The 18959-nt window shown below is 69.7% G+C and carries 16 protein-coding genes and 3 pseudogenes; 8 read left to right on the forward strand and 11 right to left on the reverse strand.

The features are described 5' to 3' along the window. The first annotated feature begins 20 nt into the window (after positions 1-20). A complete protein-coding gene (locus tag HK415_RS22615; RefSeq protein ID WP_171563663.1) occupies positions 21-620 on the forward strand; it encodes an SH3 domain-containing protein in 600 nt (199 codons plus the stop codon). Then, positions 617-1528 carry a M48 family metalloprotease gene (locus tag HK415_RS22620; RefSeq protein ID WP_171563664.1) on the forward strand — a complete coding sequence of 304 codons (912 nt, stop codon included), beginning with the start codon at positions 617-619 and terminating at the stop codon, positions 1526-1528. Before HK415_RS22615 ends, HK415_RS22620 begins: the two co-directional genes overlap by 4 nt. 90 nt (positions 1529-1618) lie before the next feature. Here the strand turns inward: HK415_RS22620 and HK415_RS22625 are convergent, their stop codons facing one another. From HK415_RS22625 to HK415_RS22660, 8 genes and pseudogenes are all read right to left on the reverse strand, one after another. Further along, entirely contained in the window at positions 1619-2626 is a 1008-nt protein-coding gene (locus HK415_RS22625) for a 2-dehydropantoate 2-reductase (protein ID WP_171563665.1), read from the reverse strand. Positions 2627-2653: 27 nt separating this feature from the next. Next, a pseudogene (locus HK415_RS22630) lies at positions 2654-3420 on the reverse strand (fumarylacetoacetate hydrolase family protein). Between the two features lie 185 nt (positions 3421-3605). Next, the gene (locus tag HK415_RS22635) at positions 3606-4481 is read right to left on the reverse strand and encodes a DMT family transporter (RefSeq protein WP_253262398.1); all 876 of its coding nucleotides are present in this window, start codon (positions 4479-4481) and stop codon (positions 3606-3608) included. Between the two features lie 38 nt (positions 4482-4519). Further along, positions 4520-5805 (reverse strand): annotated as a pseudogene (locus tag HK415_RS22640) (DUF3422 family protein). A gap of 72 nt (positions 5806-5877) precedes the next feature. Further along, on the reverse strand, positions 5878-7389 hold the full coding sequence (locus HK415_RS22645; protein WP_171563666.1) for a tripartite tricarboxylate transporter permease: 1512 nt from the start codon (positions 7387-7389) through the stop codon (positions 5878-5880). 15 nt (positions 7390-7404) lie between these two features. After that, positions 7405-7893, reverse strand: coding sequence for a tripartite tricarboxylate transporter TctB family protein (locus tag HK415_RS22650; protein ID WP_171563667.1), 489 nt, complete (start codon positions 7891-7893; stop codon positions 7405-7407). Positions 7894-8015: 122 nt separating this feature from the next. Further along, positions 8016-9806: a type IV pilus assembly ATPase TfpB gene (gene tfpB / locus HK415_RS22655; RefSeq protein WP_171563668.1), complete on the reverse strand. Its 1791-nt coding sequence runs from the start codon at positions 9804-9806 to the stop codon at positions 8016-8018. 13 nt (positions 9807-9819) lie between these two features. Continuing rightward, a complete protein-coding gene (locus tag HK415_RS22660; protein ID WP_171563669.1) occupies positions 9820-10572 on the reverse strand; it encodes a spermine/spermidine synthase domain-containing protein in 753 nt (250 codons plus the stop codon). A 211-nt stretch (positions 10573-10783) separates the two neighbouring features. On the opposite strand from HK415_RS22660, the gene HK415_RS22665 reads away from it, so the two are divergent. Further along, on the forward strand, positions 10784-11752 hold the full coding sequence (locus HK415_RS22665; RefSeq protein WP_171563670.1) for a hypothetical protein: 969 nt from the start codon (positions 10784-10786) through the stop codon (positions 11750-11752). Here the strand turns inward: HK415_RS22665 and HK415_RS22670 are convergent. After that, a pseudogene (locus HK415_RS22670) lies at positions 11749-12566 on the reverse strand (TatD family hydrolase). The gene HK415_RS22665 and the pseudogene HK415_RS22670 overlap by 4 nt on opposite strands. Before the next feature lie 600 nt (positions 12567-13166). Between HK415_RS22670 and HK415_RS27490 the strand changes: the two are divergent. From HK415_RS27490 to HK415_RS27365, 5 genes are read left to right on the forward strand one after another with little or no spacing between them, the layout of a single operon-like run. After that, positions 13167-13694 carry a S1C family serine protease gene (locus HK415_RS27490; protein WP_444965412.1) on the forward strand — a complete coding sequence of 176 codons (528 nt, stop codon included), beginning with the start codon at positions 13167-13169 and terminating at the stop codon, positions 13692-13694. A gap of 34 nt (positions 13695-13728) precedes the next feature. Beyond that, a complete protein-coding gene (locus HK415_RS22680; RefSeq protein ID WP_171563671.1) occupies positions 13729-14736 on the forward strand; it encodes an AAA family ATPase in 1008 nt (335 codons plus the stop codon). Then, positions 14717-15724 (forward strand): DUF58 domain-containing protein, encoded by a 1008-nt coding sequence (locus HK415_RS22685; protein ID WP_171563672.1) that lies wholly within the window; start codon positions 14717-14719, stop codon positions 15722-15724. The genes HK415_RS22680 and HK415_RS22685 overlap by 20 nt, the downstream gene beginning before the upstream one ends. A 17-nt stretch (positions 15725-15741) precedes the next feature. After that, complete coding sequence (locus tag HK415_RS22690) at positions 15742-16638, forward strand: VWA domain-containing protein (protein ID WP_373684670.1); 897 nt, start codon at positions 15742-15744, stop codon at positions 16636-16638. Next, entirely contained in the window at positions 16548-16781 is a 234-nt protein-coding gene (locus HK415_RS27365; RefSeq protein WP_373684671.1) for a hypothetical protein, read from the forward strand. Before HK415_RS22690 ends, HK415_RS27365 begins: the two co-directional genes overlap by 91 nt. Before the next feature lie 72 nt (positions 16782-16853). Here HK415_RS27365 and lolD read toward each other — a convergent pair whose 3' ends face one another. After that, positions 16854-17552: a lipoprotein-releasing ABC transporter ATP-binding protein LolD gene (gene lolD / locus HK415_RS22695; RefSeq protein WP_171563673.1), complete on the reverse strand. Its 699-nt coding sequence runs from the start codon at positions 17550-17552 to the stop codon at positions 16854-16856. Next, the gene (locus HK415_RS22700) at positions 17545-18798 is read right to left on the reverse strand and encodes a lipoprotein-releasing ABC transporter permease subunit (RefSeq protein ID WP_171563674.1); all 1254 of its coding nucleotides are present in this window, start codon (positions 18796-18798) and stop codon (positions 17545-17547) included. Before HK415_RS22700 ends, lolD begins: the two co-directional genes overlap by 8 nt. Between the last annotated feature and the right edge of the window lie 161 nt (positions 18799-18959).

Here is an 18959-nt window from a genome sequence, read left to right on the forward strand (position 1 = left end):
CGTAAAGGAATGAACCGCGAATGATACGCACCACCTTGCGGGCCGTCGCCCTCGCCTTCGCACTCCTTCCCTCCGCCTGGGCCCAGGAAGCGGCGGTCACCCGACGCGCCACCGAACTGCGCGACGCGCCGGCCGAGACGGGCCGCAGCATCGCCTCGCTGCCCGCGCAGGAGCCGCTCACCCGCACCAGCGAGCGCCGCGGTCCCTGGGTGCAGGTGCGCACCGCCGGCGGCGCCACCGGCTGGGTCCACCTGTTCGACGTCGGCCCGGCCACGTCGGCGGCGCAGGCGGGCGGCGGCGGCAACCTGCTGGGCGGCGCGCTGCGCGGCGTGACCAGCCTCTTCGGCGGCGGCGGCACGCGCACCACGCAGACCGCCACCACCGCCGGCATCCGCGGCCTGGGCGCCGAGGACCTGGCACAGGCGAACCCCAATCCCGCTGCGGTGAGCCAGATGGAAGGCATGCGCGCCAGCGAATCCGACGCGCGCTCCTTCGCCGACCGCTCCGCGTGGCGGACGGTGGCTGTCGATCCGCTGCCGGCGTCCGCGCCGTCCGGCTTTCCCGCCCGCGTGTCCCCCACCCCCGGCTCCTTCAACCCCGGCCAGCAGCAATCGCCATGAAACAGCCCGCCCGCTTCCTCCTCGCCGGCGTGGCCTGTGCGGCCAGCCTGCTGATGCTGCCCGCGCACGCGCAGGACCCGGGGCGCGCGCTCGGCGGCATCCTGCGCCAGATCGCACCCGGCCTGGCGACGCCGCAGCCGGCGCAGCGCGCGCCCGCCACCAACGACCTGATCGAGATGCTCTCGCAGTCGGTGGACAGCATCGACGAGCCGCGCGAGATCGAGATCGGCCGGCAGCTGGCCTCCGTGCTCCTGGGCAGCAAGCCGCTGGTGCGCGACCCCGCGCTGCAGCGCTACGTGAACCGCCTGGGACGCTGGATCTCGCTGCAATCGGCGCGGCCGCACCTGCCGTGGACCTTCGGCGTGCTGGACGACCCCGGCTTCAATGCCTTCGCCGCGCCGGGCGGCTACATCTTCGTCACCAAGGGCGTGGTGGACCTCGTCGACGAGGCCGAGCTCGCCGGCATCATCGCGCACGAGATCACGCACGTGACCGAGAAGCACCACCTGAAGGCGCTGTCGGCGAAGGCGCGCTCGGGCGTGCTCACGCAGCTGCTGGCCTCGCAGGTGCGCACCAACAACGTCGTCACCGGCGCGATCTCGCAGCAGATGCTGGCGCTGGGACGCGACCTCTACTCCAGCGGCCTCGACCAGGGCGACGAGTTCGAGTCCGACCGTCTGGGCGTCCACCTCGCGGCGCGCGCCGGTTTCGATCCCTACGGACTGCCGGCCGTGCTGCAGCAGCTGCGCACGGCGGCGCCGGACAACCCGCTGTTCACGCTGACGCTCAGCACGCACCCGCCGGCGCAGACGCGGCTGGAGCGGCTGGAGCTGGCGATGGGGTCGCGGCTGGATGCGTATTCGGGCAAGCCGTCGGTGGCGATCGGCCGCCGGATGCAGCAGCGGTGATGCGCATGCTGGGGTTCGGCTGCGCCTCACCCCAGCCTACATGGACGGCGCGATTCGTAGGCTGGTGGTGAGCGCAGCGAACCCCAGCTCTCACGCCGGCTGCATGCGCACCCGGCCCCGCTCGCTCTCCATGTTCTTCGCCAGCAGCTTGACCAGCGCATAGACCGTGTCGATGTGCGGCGTCGGCGTGTCCGTCAGGCGCGCGAGCTCCGCCACCGAGCCGACCAGCGCGTCGATCTCCGGCGCGCGCCCGGCCTCGATGTCCTGCAGCATCGAGGTCTTGTGCCGGCCCACCTTCTCGGCGCCCGCGATGCGCTTGTCCAGCGGCACGCGGAAGGCGATGCCCAGCTTGTGGGCCACCGCCTGCGCCTCGCGCATCATGTCCGCGGCCAGGCCCCGCGACAGCTGGTACTGGCAGATGTCCGCCAGGGTGGCGTGCGTGAGGCCGCTGATCGGGTTGAAGGTGAGGTTACCCCAGAGCTTCAGCCAGATCTCCGAGCGGATGTCCTCCAGCACCGGCGCCTTGAAGCCGGCGCGCGTGAAGCACTCCGAGATGCGCGTGACGCGCTCGGTGATGCAGCCATCGAGCTCGCCCAGCGGAAAGCGGTCGCCCTCGATGTGGCGCACCACGCCGGGCGCGACCAGCTCGGAGGCCGGATAGACCACGCAGCCGATGATGCGCTCGGCCGGCAGCCGCCGCAGCAGCTCGCCGTCGCCATCGACGCTGTGCACGGTGCTGCCTTCGAGCGCGCAGCCGGTCTTCTGGAAGTACCAGAAGGGGATGCCGTTCTGCATGGTGACCACCGCGGTGTCCGGCCCCCACAGCTTGGGCAGTTCGCGCGCGACGTCGGCCACCTGGTGGGCCTTGGTCGCGAGGATCACGAGGTCCTGCGGCCCGGCCTGCCCGTAGTCGTCGGTGGCGCGCACCTTGCGCGCGACCTGCTCGCTGCCGTCGTGCGCCAGCAGCCGCATGCCGTGCTCGCGGATGGCCTGCAGGTTGGCGCCGCGCACGAGGAAGGTGACGTCCTCGCCCGCCAATGCGAGCTTCGCGCCGACATAGCCGCCGATGGCGCCGGCGCCGATGATTGCGATCTTCATGGTCCCTCCTTTGAGGGGTGAGGGGTTCTATTCGAAGCGGTTGGAGAGCGTGCCGATGCCCGCAATCTCCACCTGCACGGTGCTGCCCGGCTTCATGGAGCCGACGCCGACCGAGGTGCCGCACAGGATCACGTCGCCCGGCAGCAGGCTCATGTCCTGCGAGATCAGGCTCACCAGCTGGGCGACGGAAAAGCGCATGTCGGCTATGGGGTAGTCCTGCCGGACTTCGCCGTTGAGCACCGTTCGCACGCGCAGCTTGGCCGGATCGAGCCCCGTGGCCACCGCCGGCCCGAGCGGGCAGAAGGTGTCGAAGCCCTTGGCGCGCACCCACTGCGCGAACGATGCGTCGCGGTGCAGGATGTCCGCCACGGTCACGTCGTTGGCGCAGGTGAAGCCGAACACGTGCGCCATCGCATGGTGCTCGCTCACCTGCTTGCAGCTGCGGCCGATCACGATGCCCAGTTCGCCTTCGAACACCACCTTGGCGCTGCCCCCGGGTGACGGATGGTGCCGCCGGGGTCCAGGTAGGAGTTCGGCGTCTTCACCAGGTAGAGCGGCTCGGGCGGCGCGGCGAGGTTCAGCTTCTCGCCGAGCGCCTTGAAGTTGTTCCACAAGGCGATCACCTTGCTCGGCTGCACCGGCATGAGCAGGCGCACGTCGGCCAGGGCGACCGTGCGGTCGCCCTGCACGGGGTACTCGAACATGTTGCCGTGCCAGGTGCGCACGCGCTCGCCTTCGAGCGTGCCGAACCGGACGGTGTCGCCTTCGAGGAAGCGCACCCATTGGAGCTGCATGGCGGCTCCTAGGGTGAAGGGGGCGTGTCCGCCGGCGGCGGTGGATGGGAGGTGGGCGGCACGATGGAACTCCTTCGATGTGAAAAAACCGGTGCCACGAGGGCTTGAAGGGAATCTAGGCGCCGCGAACAATCAGCGATAGTGAAAGTATTTGATGATTTCCATCAGCTCCAGCTGATGATCCTTCAGCGCCCGTGGGTGAACACGAAGATGCCCGCCAGCACCAGCGCCGTGCCCGCCGCCAGGGTGGCGGTGAAGGGCTCGCCCAGCAGCCACACGCCCATGAAGATGGTGGCGAGAGGCCCGACCATCCCGGCCTGCGCGGTCGCCGCGGCGCCGACGCGCTCGATCGCCATCATCACCAGCAGCACCGGCACGGCGGTGCCCAGGCTGGCATTGAGCAGCGACAGCCAGATCACCTCCGGCGCCACCTGCAGCGCGACGTCGATGGGGCGCAGCACGAGGAACTGCACGATGCAGCACAGGCAGGCCACGGTGGTGGCGAGCCCCACCAGCCGCAGCGCGCCCAGCCTCTGCACCACCTGCCCGCTGTACACCATGTAGATCGCGTAGCTGACTGTGCTGGCGAACACCAGCGCGCTGCCCAGCGCCACGTCGGCGCCGGCGATGCGCACCTCCTGCCCGAACACCAGCGCCACGCCGGCATAGCTGATCGCCATGCCCAGCACCTGCGCGCGCTTCCAAGGACGCCGGTACAGCAGCCACCCGAACAGCATCACCATCGTGGGGTTGAGGTAGAGGATCAGCCGCTCGAGCGAGGCGGTGATGTACTGCAGGCCGACGAAGTCGAGGAAGCTGGAGAGGTAGTAGCCGCAGAAGCCCAGGGCCGCGACCGGCGCCCAGTCGCGCGCCGACAGTGGCGGCCGGCCCCGGCCCGCCCACCAGGCCATGGCGGCGAACAGCGGCAGCGCGAACAGCATGCGCAGCATGATCAGCGTCACCGCATCGACCTGGTAGCGGTAGGAGAGCTTGACGATGATGGCCTTGCCGCTGAAGGCGATGGCGCCGGCCAGTGCCAGGCCAGGCCCAGGCCGCGCCAGGCGTGCTCGCGCGAGCCGGCCGGCGGCGCGGGCGGCACTCAGCGCCCCAGCACGCGCGCGTGCAGCCTTCGCAGCGACAGCCACACGCCCAGGGCGACGACGGGGATCGCCGCCGCCGCGGTGCCTTCCGCGCTGAACGGCCAGCCGATCGCCTGCGCGCCCTTGGCCAGGTAGCTCACGAGCCCGACGATGTAGTAGGTGATGGCGGCCACCGACAGGCCTTCGACCGTCGCCTGCAGCTTGAGCTGCAGGTCCTGCCGCCGGTTCATGGTGCCCAGCAGGGCCTGGCTGCTTTGCTGCTGCTCGATCTCCACCCGCGTGCGCAGCAGGTTGCTGATGCGCGAGACGCGCTGCGACAGCGCATCCTGCCGCCGCACCGACCATTCGCAGGTCGCGCGCGCGGGCGACAGCCTGCGTTCGATGAATTCGCCCAGCGTCTGCAGGCCGCCCAGCTTGCTTTCGTCAATGTCCTGCAGGCGCGTGTCGACCAGCTCGAAGTAGGCCGTGCTGGCGGAAAAGCGCGATGCGTGGTGGCCGCGTAGTGGCTCTCGACCTGGCCGGCCAGGCGCGTGAGGCGATCCAGCAGCTGCGGCTCCTCGTGGCGGCCGGCGACGCGGATCGATTCCGCCAACGAGGCCAGTTCGCGTTCCGCCACGCCCAGCAGCGCGGAAGACTCGCGCGCGGCCGGCAATCCCAGCAGCGCCGCCATGCGGTAGGTGTCGATCTCCAGCAGCCGCTGCACCAGCCGGCCGAGCCGGCGCGCGGGCATGCCGTCCTCCAGCAGCACCATGCGCGAGAAGCCGTCGGCGTGCAGCGCGAAATCGGTCAGCACGGTCCCGTGCCCGTCGGCCACGGTGGAGCCCACCAGCGTCTCCTCGCGCAGCACCAGGCGCGTGAGCGCGTGCTGGTGCAGGTCGCGCGCGGGCAGCACCCACAGGTGCAGCGCCGCGAGGCATTCGCCCGGCAGGGCCGCCAGCCAGTCCTGCGGCACCGCCTGCACCGCGGTCAGCGGCTCCTGCTCGCCGAAGCCCGCGCCGTCGAAGGGACGCGAAAAGGTCCAGGTCACGAACTCCGTGTGCAGTTCCCAGCGCAGGCGAAAGCCGCCGAGTTCCATGCGCACGTGGTTGCTGTGCGCATCGGGCAGCGGCAGGTGGTGGTCGCGCAGCAGGGCGGCCAGGTGCGCGCGGCTGGCCTCGCGCGCCGCGGCGTCGCCGAACATGACGACGTGCGACAGGGCCAGCGGCGCGGCCATCGCTTCCGGCGGGCGGGCATGGATCTCGTTGTGCAGCACCACCCTCTGCGGGTGGGCGGTGGTCTGGGCCATGCGCGGATTGTGGCGCAAGAAAAAGGGCGCCCAGTGGGGCGCCCTTCTCGTGTCGCGGGGACCGCGCTGCGGTCACTCCTCGACGAAGGCTTCCTCGCGTTTGCTCTTCACCGCCGGCAAGGCCACGATGATGATCAGAAGCAAGGCTGCGGCCAGCAGGCCGGCGGACAGCGGCCGCGTGACCAGCACGCTCCAGTCGCCGCGCGACAGCAGCAGCGCGCGCCGCAGGTTCTCTTCCATCATCGGCCCCAGGATGAATCCGAGCAGCAGCGGCGCCGGTTCGCACCCGAGCTTGATGAACAGGTAGCCGATCACGCCGAAGATCGCGACCATCCAGATGTCCCAGGTGTTGTTGTTCGTGGAGTACACGCCGATGGCGCAGAACAGCACGATGGACGGGAACAGCCAGCGGTAGGGAACGGTCAGCAGCTTGATCCACATGCCGATCAGCGGCAGGTTCAGGATGATCAGCATCAGGTTGCCGATCCACATCGAGGCGATCAGGCCCCAGAACAGCTGCGGGTTGCTGGTCATCACCTGCGGGCCCGGCTGGATGTTGTGGATGGTCATCGCGCCCACCATCAGCGCCATCACCGCGTTGGGCGGGATGCCCAGCGTCAGCAGCGGGATGAAGGAGGTCTGCGAGCCGGCGTTGTTGGCCGATTCCGGGGCGGCGACGCCGCGGATGTTGCCCTTGCCGAAGGGCACTTCGCCCGGATGCAGCTTGGTCTTCTTTTCGATGGTGTAGGCCGCGAAGGCCGACAGCAGCGCGCCGCCGCCGGGCAGGATGCCCAGCGCCGAACCGAGCGCCGTGCCGCGCAGGATCGCCGGCGCCATGCGCTTGAAGTCTTCCTTGGTCGGGAACAGGCCCTTCACCTTGGAGGTGAACACCTGGCGCTCGTCCTCGTGCTTGCCCAGGTTGGAGATGATCTCGCCGTAGCCGAACACGCCCATGGCGATGACGATGAAGCCGATGCCGTCGGTCAGTTCCGGGATGTCGAAGGAGTAGCGCGCGACGCCGGAGTTCACGTCGGTGCCGATCAGGCCGAGCAGCAGGCCCAGCACGATCATGCCGATCGCCTTGACCAGCGAACCCGAGGCCAGCACCACCGCGCCGATCAGGCCCAGCACCATCAGCGAGAAGTATTCGGCCGGGCCGAACTTGAACGCGACTTCCGTCAGCGGCGCGGCGAAGCCGGCCAGGATCAGCGTGGCGACGCAGCCGGCGAAGAAGGAGCCGATGCCGGCGGCTGCCAGCGCAGGGCCTGCGCGGCCCTGCCTTGCCATCTGGTAGCCGTCGATGATGGTCACCACCGAGGACGATTCCCCTGGCAGGTTCACCAGGATGGCCGTGGTGGAGCCGCCGTAGGAGGCGCCGTAGTAGATGCCGGCCAGCATGATCAGCGCCGACACGGGCGGCAGCGCATAGGTGGCGGGCAGCAGCATGGCGATGGTCGCCACGGGGCCGACGCCCGGCAGCACGCCGATGGCGGTGCCCAGCACGCAGCCGATGAAGCAGTACAGCAGGTTGATCGGCGTGAACGCGACGCCGAAGCCCAGCGCGAGGTTGCTAAACAGGTCCATGTCTCTTGTCTCCGCTCAGGCCGTCAGGAAGCTGGGCCACACCGGGAACTGCAGCTTGAGCAGCAGGATGAAGGCCACGTAGCTCATGACCGCCAGCACGGTGGCCAGCACGGCCACTTCCTTGACCTTGAACTCCTCGCCCGCGAGCGCGGCGACGAAGGTCAGTGCGTAGATGCCCACGATCAGGCCCATCGCCGGCACCCCGAGCTTGGGCAGGCCGCCGATGCAGATGCCGAAGATCACGTTGGAGCCGATGATGAACAGCAGCGGCTTCCAGGCGAACTTGCCGATCGGCTCGCCGTCCTCGGTCTCGACCACCATGGCCTCGAACACGATGAACAGGCCGATCAGCGTCAGCAGGATGCCGAGCATGAGGGGGAAGTAGCCCGGCCCCATGCGCGCGCCCTCGCCGATCGTGTAGTTGGTGGCGCCCCACGCGAACGCGATGCCGGTCGCCATGAACATCAACCCGGACCAGAAATCCTTCTGGCTCTTGATTTTCATGTTGTCTCCTGTCGGAATAGAACCGGCGGATTGTCGCGGCCAATGGCGCCGCACCCGATGTGGGTTCCACCTACAACCGGTTACCCTGCTGTTGCAAGGGTGACACGGAACCGGCCGACTCGTCAGTCCAGGGGCGGCGTCGCGCTCAGCACTTCTTCCATGGTGGTGACCCCCTCGGCCACCCGCAGCGCGCCCGCCAGCCGCAGCGGCCGCATGCCGTCGGCGATGGCCTGGCGCCGCAGCGCCGCCCCGGCCGGCTCGCGCGTCACCTGCTCCTTCAGGGCCTCGCTGACGGTCAGCAGCTCATAGAGGCCCATGCGGCCGAGGAAGCCGGTCATGCGGCAGTCCACGCAGCCGACCGGCCGGTAGGGCTGCCAGGTGCCGGTGATCTTCCAGGGCTTGACGATTTCGTCGAGCGCCGTGCGGGCGGTCGCCTGGTCGGGCTCGCGGCACTGCCGGCACAGCGTGCGCACCAGCCGCTGCGCGAGCACGCCCACCACGGTGGCGTTGATCAGGTAGGCGGGCACGCCGAGCTCCATCAGCCGCGTGATGGCCGAAGGCGCGTCGTTGGTGTGCAGCGTGGAGAAGACCAGGTGCCCGGTCAGCGCCGCCTGCACCGCCATCTCCGCGGTCTGCAGGTCGCGGATCTCGCCCACCATGATGATGTCGGGGTCCTGCCGCATCAGGGCGCGCAGGCCCTCGGCGAAGCCGAAGTCCAGCTGCACCTGCACCTGCGTCTGGTTGAAGGCGGGCTCGATCATCTCGATCGGGTCCTCCACCGTGCTCACGTTCACTTCCTCGGTGGCGATGCGCTTGAGCGTGGAATAGAGCGTGGTGGTCTTGCCGGAACCGGTCGGGCCGGTGACCAGCACGATGCCGTGCGGCCGCTTGACCAGCTGTTCCCAGCGCTGGGCGTCGTGCGGCGAGAAGCCCAGCGCGTCGAGGTCCTTCACCGCGGTGTCGGGATCGAAGATCCGCATCACCATCTTCTCGCCGAAGGCGGTGGGCAGGGTCGACAGGCGCATCTCGACCTCGTCGCCGCGCGGGTTGCGCGTCTTGATGCGGCCGTCCTGCGGGCGGCGCTTCTCCACCACGTCCATGCGCCCCAGCAGCTTGATGCGGGCCGTCATCGCGTTGAGCACCGCGATCGGCATCTGGTACACCGGGTGCAGCACGCCGTCGATCCGGAACCGGATCACGCCCTGCTCGCGGCGCGGCTCCAGGTGGATGTCGCTCGCGCGCTGGTCGAAGGCGTACTGCCACAGCCAGTCCACCACCTGCACCACGCCCTGGTCGTTGGCATCGAGCTGCTTGTTGCTCTTGCCCAGCTCCACCAGCTGCTCGAAGCTGGCCGCGCCCGAATTGCCGCCCGACTTCTGGGCGGCGCGCACCGACTTGGCCAGCGCGAAGAACTCCGCGGTGTAGCGCTGGATGTCCTGCGGGTTGGACACCACGCGGCGCACCGTGCGGCGCGACTGCCGCTCGACTTCCTCGATCCAGTCGCTCAGGAAGGGCTCGGAGGTCGCGACGACCACCTCGGCCGCCGTCACCTGCACCGGCAGCACGCGGTGCCGCTCGGCGTACCCCGCGCTCATGGTGTCCGCCACCTTGGACACGTCCACCTTCAGCGGGTCGATCCGCAGGTAGTCCATGTCGGAGCGGCGCGCGAGGTACTGCGTGAGGTCCTCGATGTCCAGGGGCTTGCCGTCGCTGGCGCGGGCCATCGAGACCGCGGCCAGCCGCACCAGCGGGTGCTGCGCGCTTTCGGCCTGCGCGCAGCGGGCGATGGTGCGGCGCGCCTCTTCCGCGGAGATCACGCCGTCCTCGGACAGCCACTCCACCAGTTGCTGCCAGTGCAGCGGGCCGCGGGGCGGGGTGCGGGCGGAAACTTTCGACCGGGGCTGCGCGCTCATCCCCGCATGGTACTCAGGTCGCCTGCTTGAACACGCGCAGCCACTTGCGCGCGGGCAGGCCCCAGCGCGCCTCGATCTCCTCGGCGCGCGAGGACAGCTGGGCGCGGGTGGGATGCACGGGCTCGCGCAGCGCCAGCACCACGGTGTTGCCCTCGCGCGTCGGGCGGAAGGCCCACACCGCCTCGTCGCCGAAAGCGGCGCGGATGCGCTTCAGGCTGCGCTCGTAGCTGGAGGAGCGGCCGAACAGGTTGACGGTCATGCAGCCGTCTTCCGTGAGCAGCGTGCGGCAGTCGCGGTAGAAGTCCTCGCTGTCCAGGACGGGCGCCGCCGCTTCGTGGTCGTACAGGTCCACCTGCAGCGCATCGACCTGGCCGCGCCAGTGCTCGTGCGCCACCACCTGCTGCGCGTCACCGAGGATCACCGAGAGGCGGCTGTCGTCCTTCGGCAGCTTGAACCAGAGGCGGCAGGCCGCGACCACCTGCGGATTGAGCTCGATGGCCGTGGTCTTCATCCGCAGCTTGCGGTGGCAGAACTTGGTGAGCGCCGCGGCACCCAGCCCCAGCTGCATGACATGGCGCCTGGCGACCGCCTGCGGCTCGACGAACAGCAGCCACGCCATCATCCGCTGGACGTATTCCAGCTCGATGGCGAAGGGCTCGTCCAGCCGCATGGACCCCTGGACCCATTCGGTCCCGAGATGCAGGTAGCGGATGTCGCCGTGGTCGGAGAAATTGACTTCGGGGAGCTTGGGCGCGGCAGCTTTCACGGCCGCGCATTATGGCCGGGGTCACTTCACGTGGTTCGGCCCGTCCTCCACCGGCTGCACCCGCAGGGCCGTTCGTCGCGGTTCACCAGCACGCCAGCCATCGCCGCCCTCGTTTCGTGAACCAGTTCACGCCAGCGCCGCGATTCGAGAACCTGCTGGTTACAGAATGTTGCATACCCACCGACAACGTCGACTCCGACGCCGCACCCGAATGACCGACTTCATGCCGGAATCCGCCTGGGCCGAACCCGCCGCCAACCCGGCGGCGGACTTCTGGGAGTCCAGCCGGCCCGCCCCCATCCAGGAGCATCGCGCCTCCCGCCCCTCGGTCCGTGCGCAGCGGCGCCCCGCGGCCGCCATCGGCGCCGACGTGCACGAACTGCTGGAGTCCATGGCGCGCAAGCGGGTGCCGCGGCTGGACGCGGTGCGGCAGCGCCTGCAGCAGTCGCGCAGCAGCCTGGACCTGTCGGGCATGGAGCCCGCCTTGCAGGCGCTGCAGGCCGCGACCACCGCCCTCGACTTCATGGCCTCCCGCGGCGACGACCAGGTGCCCACCTTCGTCCAGCAGGGCGAGGCGATCGCGGCGGCGGTCGGCGCGCTCGCCCAGGCCGTGGTGCCCCTCCTGGAGCGCCACGCCAGCGGAGGCGCGATCTCGCGCCTGATGTGGATCGACCTGGTGATCGAGTCCGGCTCGCTGCACAAGCGGGTGCGCCAGGGCGCGCACTGGCTGGCCGAGATGGACCAGGACCTGGTCGCCCGGCGCAAGCAGTCCAACACGCCCGTGACCACCCGCGCGATCGACGCGCTGGCCCGGCGCGCGCACGCCATGCACGAACGGCTGCAGGTGGTGCACCGCCTGTGCCGGCAGGCGCGCCGGGTCCATGCGCTCAGCGAGCAGCTGGCCGCCGGCCAGTCGGCCCTGTGCACCATCCTGCACGGCAGGGTGCAGCCGGCGTGCGGCCTGTTGCAGGAGGCGCTGGAGCCGCTGCTGCTGGCGGCCGTCAACCGGGTGCTGGTGCCCACCGAGCTGATCGCCGCGATCGACGCGCGCCACGAACTGCAGGTCGCCCTGACGCAGGCGGCCGCCCAGATCGAGCGCCTGCGCGAACATGACCGGGAGCTGGGCACCCAGCTGGCGGCCATGGAAGAAAAGACGCGCCCGCCCGGCCTCGCCGGCTAGCCGCGCAACAGGGCCCGCAACTTGGGCAAGGCCTGGCAGGCGTTGTCGGCCGTCGCGGCGGCCAGTTCCGCCGGGGCGAGCCCGCGCAACTGCGCCAGCGCTTCGCCGATGCGGGGCAGCTCGCCCGGCTCGTTGCGGCCCTGGGTCGCGCCGGCGGCGCGATCCTCCGCCGTCCTGTAAAGCCAATGCGGCGGGATGTCGGGAGCATCGGTTTCCAGCACCAGCGCCGACAGCGGCAGCTCGCGGGCCAGCTTGGGATCTGCAAGGCGCGCTCATAGGTCACCGTTCCGCCGAAGCCCAGCCGGAAGCCCAGCTTCACGAATTCGGCGGCCTGCTGCGCGCTGCCGTTGAACGCATGGGCGATGCCGGCGACCTCGACGCGGCGCAGTTCCTTGAGCAGCTGGTCGGCCGATCGGCGCACGTGCAGCAGCACCGGGAGGCCGTGGCGGCGCGCCAGCGCGAGCTGCTCGCGATAGAAGTGCTCCTGGGTGGCCGCATCCAGCCCCGGCACGAAATAGTCCAGGCCGATCTCCCCCACCGCCACCAGACGTGGATCATTCCGGTGCGCCGCCAGCTCACGGTCGAGCAACACCAGGTCCTGCTCGCTGGCCTCGCCGGTGCACAGCGGATGGACGCCCAGCGCATAGCTGTCGCCGAAACGGTGGGCCAGCGCGCGCACCGTTTCGAAGTTACCGGCTGCAACCGCGGGCAGCACGCAATGCACCACGCCGGACGCCTGCGCGCGGCTGCGGACCGCTGCCAGGTCGCCCGCGAATTCGCCCGCATCCAGGTGGCAGTGCGTATCAATCCACATCGTGCCGGGCATGATGCCGCATCCCGTGCAGAGCCCGGCAAACCGTGATACCGTGTGTTCATCGCCAGGGCTGCATCGGCGTGCCCCAGGCGCTTCCCCGGAACAGCCAAGGATTACGGATGCGCAGGCCCGCCCTCTACAGCTCCAGCCGCCCGGCCCGCACCGCGGCGGGCCCCAGCGAGGCGCAGGCCTCCGCCGCCGATGCCCAGGCCGTCGCCGCGCAAGCGGTGCCCGCGCCCCGGCGCCGCCGATTCGGCGGCATTTCCCCATCGAGTCCAGGCCTTCTGTGGGCCGCCATCCTGCTGCTCGGCATCGCCCTGGCCACCAGCCTGCTGCTGCGGCCGGCGCAGCGCCGCCTGACGCAGGAAGACATCAACGCCGCCGTCATGAAGACGATGGAGACGCAGGTGATGCCTTCCGAGTACGCGCGGGCGTACGACAACATCCGGCCCTCGGTGGTGCGGGTGATCAGCTACATCAAGAAGAGCCGGCTGAAGGAGGAAGACCAGAAAGCTGCTGGCCCGCAAGACGGCCAAGCCCAAGCCGCTCGGGCCCGCGGAAGCGGACCTCACCGGCGACGGCGACGAGGTCGAGAACGGGGTGGGCACCGGCGTGGTGATCATCGACAAGGGCGTGATCCTGACCAACCTGCACGTGGTGCACGGCGCCGACCGCATCAAGGTCATCTTCCACGACGGGCTGGAAGCCTCCGCCACCATCTCCGGCGTGCAGGCGGAGAACGACCTGGCCGTGCTGCAGGCCGCCAAGATCCCCGACGACATGATCGCCGCCACCATGCGCTCCACCGCCGACCTCGCACCGGGCGACAAGGTGCTGGCGGTCGGCTTCCCCTTCGGCATCGGCCCCTCCGCCTCGGGCGGGGTGGTGTCGGGGCTGGGCCGGGTGTTCCGCTCGCCGGAAGGCAAGCAGGAAATGAAGAACCTGATCCAGTTCGACGCGGCAGCCAATCCGGGCAATTCCGGAGGCCCGCTGGTCACGATGGATGGTGAAGTGGTGGGCATCGTCACCGCCATCCTCAACCCCACCTCCGCGCGGACCTTCCTGGGCATCGGCTTCGCCGTGCCGATCGAGAACGCCGCCTCCGCCGCCGGGCTGCCGCCGTTCTGACGGCCGCCTTCCCTTTTTCTCCCAGCAGGACTTCATGGACAACTCGAGCCGCACGGACAGCGCCACGGCGCAACTGATGGAACAGATCCTCTACGAGGTCAAGCGCGTCGTCGTCGGACAGGACCGCTTCCTCGAACGCGTGATGGTGGCGATGCTCGCCCAGGGCCACCTGCTGGTCGAAGGCGTGCCCGGCCTGGCCAAGACGCTGACCGTGAAGACCCTGGCCAACACCATGCGCGGCCAGTTCAAGCGCATCCAGTTCACGCCCGACCTGGTGCCGGCCGACCTGGTGGGCACGCGCATCTACAACCAGAAGACCGGCGACTTCTCCACCTCGCTCGGGCCCGTGTTCGCCAACCTGCTGCTGGCCGACGAGATCAACCGTGCGCCGGCCAAGGTGCAGAGCGCGCTGCTGGAAGTGATGCAGGAGCGGCAGGTGACCATCGCCGGCGAGACGCACAAGGTGCCCAGCCCCTTCCTGGTGATGGCCACGCAGAACCCGATCGAGACCGAAGGCACCTACCCGCTGCCGGAAGCGCAGGTCGACCGCTTCATGATGAAGGTGCTGGTGGACTACCCCACCGACGAGGAGGAGTTCGTGATCGTGCAGCGCGTCACCGGCCCCGCCGTGGACGTGACGGCGGTGGCGAGCACCGAGCAGCTGGCCGCCCTGCAGCGCGAATGCCGCCAGGTCTACGTCGATCCTTCGCTGGTGCAGTACGCCGTGAAGCTGGTCTCCGCCACGCGCACGCCGGAACGCCACGGCATGAAGGACCTGGCCCGCTTCATCACCTACGGCGCCAGCCCGCGCGCCACCATCAACCTCACCGAAGGCGCCCGCGCGCTGGCCATGCTGCGCGGCCGCGGTTACGCGCTGCCCGAGGACATGGTGGACCTGGTGCCCGACGTGCTGCGGCACCGCGTGGTGCTGTCGTACGAGGCGCTGTCCGAAGGCATGACGGCCGACGCTGTGGTGCAGAAGGTGATGTCCAAGATCCCGCCGCCGGCCAAGCCCCTGGAACATGAAAAGCTGGTGGCCTAGGGGCCGGAAGGCGGCCGGAGAGGCCGCTGCCCCCGACACCACGCCCGCCCCGGCGGGCCCGGCGCACCATGCCGAACACGTGATGCGCCGGCTGGAGTGGAAGGTGATCCGCCGCCTCGACGGCCTGCTGCAGGGCGACTACCGCACGCTGCTGCGCGGCACCGGCCTGGACCTGGCGGACCTGCGCGAATACCAGCTGCACGACGACGTGCGGCACATCGACTGGAACGTGACGGCGCGCATGCAGTCGCCCTACGTGCGCGTGTTCACCGAGGACCGCGAGATGTCGGCTTGGTTCCTGGTGGACCTGAGCCCCTCGGTGGACTTCGGCTCCGGCGAGCTGCGCAAGCGCAACGTCTCCGCCGAATTCGTCGCCGTGCTGGCGCGGATGCTCACGCGCCACGGCAACCGCGTCGGCGCGATGCTGTACGGCTCCGGCGTGGACACCGTGATCCCCACCCGCAACGGCCGCCGCCACGTGCTGCACCTGCTGCACAGCATGCTGGACCGCACGGCCACCGGCGAGAGCGGCCCGACGCGCCTGCACGAACTGCTGGCGTCCGCCGCCAGCATGATCAAGCGCCGCTCCACGATCTTCGTGGTGTCCGACTTCATCAGCGAGCCCGGCTGGGAAAAGCCGCTGGCGCAGCTGGCGCAAAGGCATGAGGTCGTGGCGGTGCGCGTGCTGGACCCGCTGGAGCTGGACCTGCCGGACCTCGGCCTGCTGACGCTGCGCGATTCGGAAACCGGCGAGCAGGTGGTGGTGGACACCCACGACGCGACCTTCCGCAAGCGCTTTGCCCGCATCGCGGCGCAGCGCGAAGCCGAACTGCGGCAAGCCCTGGTGAAGAGCAGCGTGGACGCCCTGGAGCTGTCCACCGACGCCGACCTGGTGGACGCCATCGTGCGCTTCGTCGACATGCGCAAGCGCCGGTCCCAACTGTCCTCTGGCGGCCTGCCGGCGCACCTGCGCGCCAGGGCCGCCTGATCCCCGGGGAGAACAAGATGCAATTCCTCTGGCCCCAATTCCTGTGGCTGCTGCTGGCCCTGCCGCTGCTGGTGGGGCTGTACGTGCTGCTGTTGCGCCGCAAGAAGAAGATGGCGGTGCGCTATGCCTCGCTGTCCATCGTCAAGGAGGCGATGGGCGCGCGCTCGCAGATGCGGCGGCACATCCCGCCGGCGCTGTTCCTGCTCTCGATGGCTGCGCTGCTGGTCGCGGCCGGGCGGCCGGTGGCGGTGGTCACGCTGCCGTCCAACCAGCAGACCATCATCCTGGCGATGGACGTGTCGGGCAGCATGCGGGCGACCGACGTGCAGCCGAACCGGTTGGTGGCGGCGCAGAACGCCGCCAAGGCCTTCATCCAGGAGCTGCCGCGCCACGTGAAGGTCGGCATCGTCGCCTTCGCCGGCTCGGCGCAGGTGGCGCAGCTGCCCACCGTGAACCGCGAGGACCTGGTGACGGCGATCGACCGCTTCCAGCTGCAGCGCGCCACGGCCACCGGCAACGCCATCGTGATCTCGCTGGCCACGCTGTTCCCGGACGCCGGCATCGACCTCGAGTCCATGCAGAGCGGGCGCGAGCGCCAGCGCGGCTTCGCGATCGACGGGCAGAAGAAGGAGAAGAAGGAATTCACCCCGGTCACGCCGGGCTCCTACCCGTCCGCCGCCATCATCATGCTGACCGACGGCCAGCGCACCACCGGCGTGGACCCGCTGGAAGCGGCAAGCTGGCCGCCGACCGCGGCGTGCGCGTGTACACCGTGGGCATCGGCACGGTGGACGGCGAGACGATCGGCTTCGAAGGCTGGTCGATGCGCGTGCGGCTGGACGAGGAAACGCTCAAGGCGATCGCCAACAAGACCTCGGCCGAGTACTTCTACGCCGGCACGGCGCAGGACCTGAAGAAGGTCTACGAGACGCTCAGCTCCAAGCTGACCGTCGAGAAGAAGGAAACCGAGATCTCGGCGCTGTTCGCGCTGGCGGCGGCGGCACTGGCGCTGCTGTCGGCCGGGTTGTCGCTGGTGTGGTTCAACCGGATCCTCTGACCGTCATCCCCCTTCGGTAGGCCGGGCTGCGCGCAGCGCACCCCGGCGTTGGGGTCGCTGCGCGAACCCAAGCTACGCATCGAGCTTCCCTGAAGTCAGCCGCAAGGTCCTGCCGCACCTTGACGCGAGCTGCTCGTCGTGCGTGACCATCACGAAAGCCGTGCCGCGCTCCTGCGCGAGGCGCAGCATCAGCGCGAACACCACGTCGGCCGTGCCGCGGTCCAGGTTGCCGGTCGGTTCGTCCGCCAGCACGCAGGCCGGATGCGCCACCAGCGCCCGCGCGATCGCCACCCGCTGGCGCTCGCCGCCGGACAGCTCGGAAGGGCGGTGCTTCATGCGTTCCTTCAGCCCCACCGCGGCCAGCATGTCGGCGGCTTCGCGGTGCACCACCTCCACCGGCTCGCGGCGGATGCGCAGCGGCATGCCGACGTTGTCCAGCGCGGTGAATTCCGGCAGCAGGTGGTGGAACTGGTAGACGAAGCCCAGGTGTGCGTTGCGCAGCTTGCCCTGTTGCGCGGGGTCGAGGCTGGCCATCTGCTGGCCCATCAGCTGCACGGACCCGGAAGTCGGCGCGTCCAGCCCGCCCAGCACGTGCAGCAGCGTGCTCTTGCCGGAACCGGAGGCACCGACGATCGCCAGCGTCTCGCCGGCGTGCACCTGCAGGTCCACGCCGCGCAGCACCTCGACGTCCAGCCCGCCTTCGGTGAAGCGCTTGGTCAGGCCCTGGCAGGCCAGCACCACGCCCGTGTGGGGCTCGTAGCGGTTACTCATAGCGCAGGGCCTCCGCCGGGTTGACGCGGCTGGCGCGCCAGCTCGGATACAGCGTGGCCACGAAGGACAGCACCAGGGAGATCACGGCCACCGGCATGATGTCGGAGTACTGCGGGTCGCTGGGCATGCGGCTGATCAGGTAGATGTCCTTGGGCAGGAAGCTCGCGTTCAGCGCGCGCTCCATGGCCGGCACGATCACGTCGATGTTCAGCGCCACGCCCAGCCCGAGCAGCAGGCCCGCCAGCGTGCCGATCACGCCGACGGCCGCGCCCTGCACGACGAAGATGCCCATGATGCTGCCGGGGCTCGCGCCCAGCGTGCGCAGGATCGCGATGTCGGCCTTCTTGTCGGTCACCGTCATCACCAGCGTGCTCACCAGGTTGAAGGCGGCCACCGCGACGATCAGCGTCAGGATGATGAACATCATCCTTTTCTCCAGCTGCACGGCGGCGAACCAGGTGCGGTTCTGCCGCGTCCAGTCGCGCACCAGGAACTCGCCCGAGAGCTGCGTGGTCAGCTGCGCCGCCACCTCGCGCGCCCGGTTCAGGTCGCGCAGCTTCAGCCGCACGCCGGTCGGCCCTTCCAGGCGGAACAGGCGCTGCGCATCCTCCAGGTGCAGCATGACCAGGCCGCTGTCGTATTCGAAATGGCCCGAATCGAAGGTGCCCACCACGGTCATCTGCTTCAGGCGCGGCACCACGCCGGCCGGCGTGACCTGGCCGCCGGGCGCGATCATGGTGACGGCGTCGCCTTCGCGCACGCCCAGGTTGCGCGCCAGTTCCGCCCCCAGCACCACGCCGAACTGCCCCGCCACCAGCTTGTTGAGCGTCTGCTGCGAGGTGGCCGCCAGGTCGGTGACCTGGGGCTCCAGCTTGGGGTCGATGCCGCGCACGATGGTGCCGCGCATGTCCTCGCCGCGCGCCAGCAGCGACTGCGCCGCCACGAAGGGCGCCGCTCCCACCACTTCGGTGTTGCCGCGCACCTCCGACAGCGTGCGGTTCACGTCGGGCAGCACGCCGCCGCCGGGGCCGTAGACCTCGATGTGCGAGACCACGCTCAGCATGCGGTCGCGCACCTCCTTCTGGAAGCCGTTCATCACCGACAGCACGATGATCAGCGCGGCGACGCCGAGCGAGATCCCGAGCATCGACACGCCGGAAATGAAGGAGATGAATCCGTTGCGCCGGGTGGCGCGGCCGGCGCGGGTGTAGCGCCAACCCAGCACGAGTTCGTAAGGAAGGGCCATCGTGCCGGCTTTAGTGTTCGTTTTCCATCGGCGGGCATTGTGGCATCCCCGACAATACGGCTGTGTCAGACGCCGTCCACTTGCTCGTTCCCTTCGCCATGTGCTCGGCCGGGGCTGCACCGAAATCCTGCGCGGGCTCCAGTTGCCCAACCTGCAGCGCC

Source organism: Ramlibacter montanisoli (assembly GCF_013087525.1).
GTDB classification, from domain to species: domain Bacteria; phylum Pseudomonadota; class Gammaproteobacteria; order Burkholderiales; family Burkholderiaceae_C; genus Ramlibacter; species Ramlibacter montanisoli.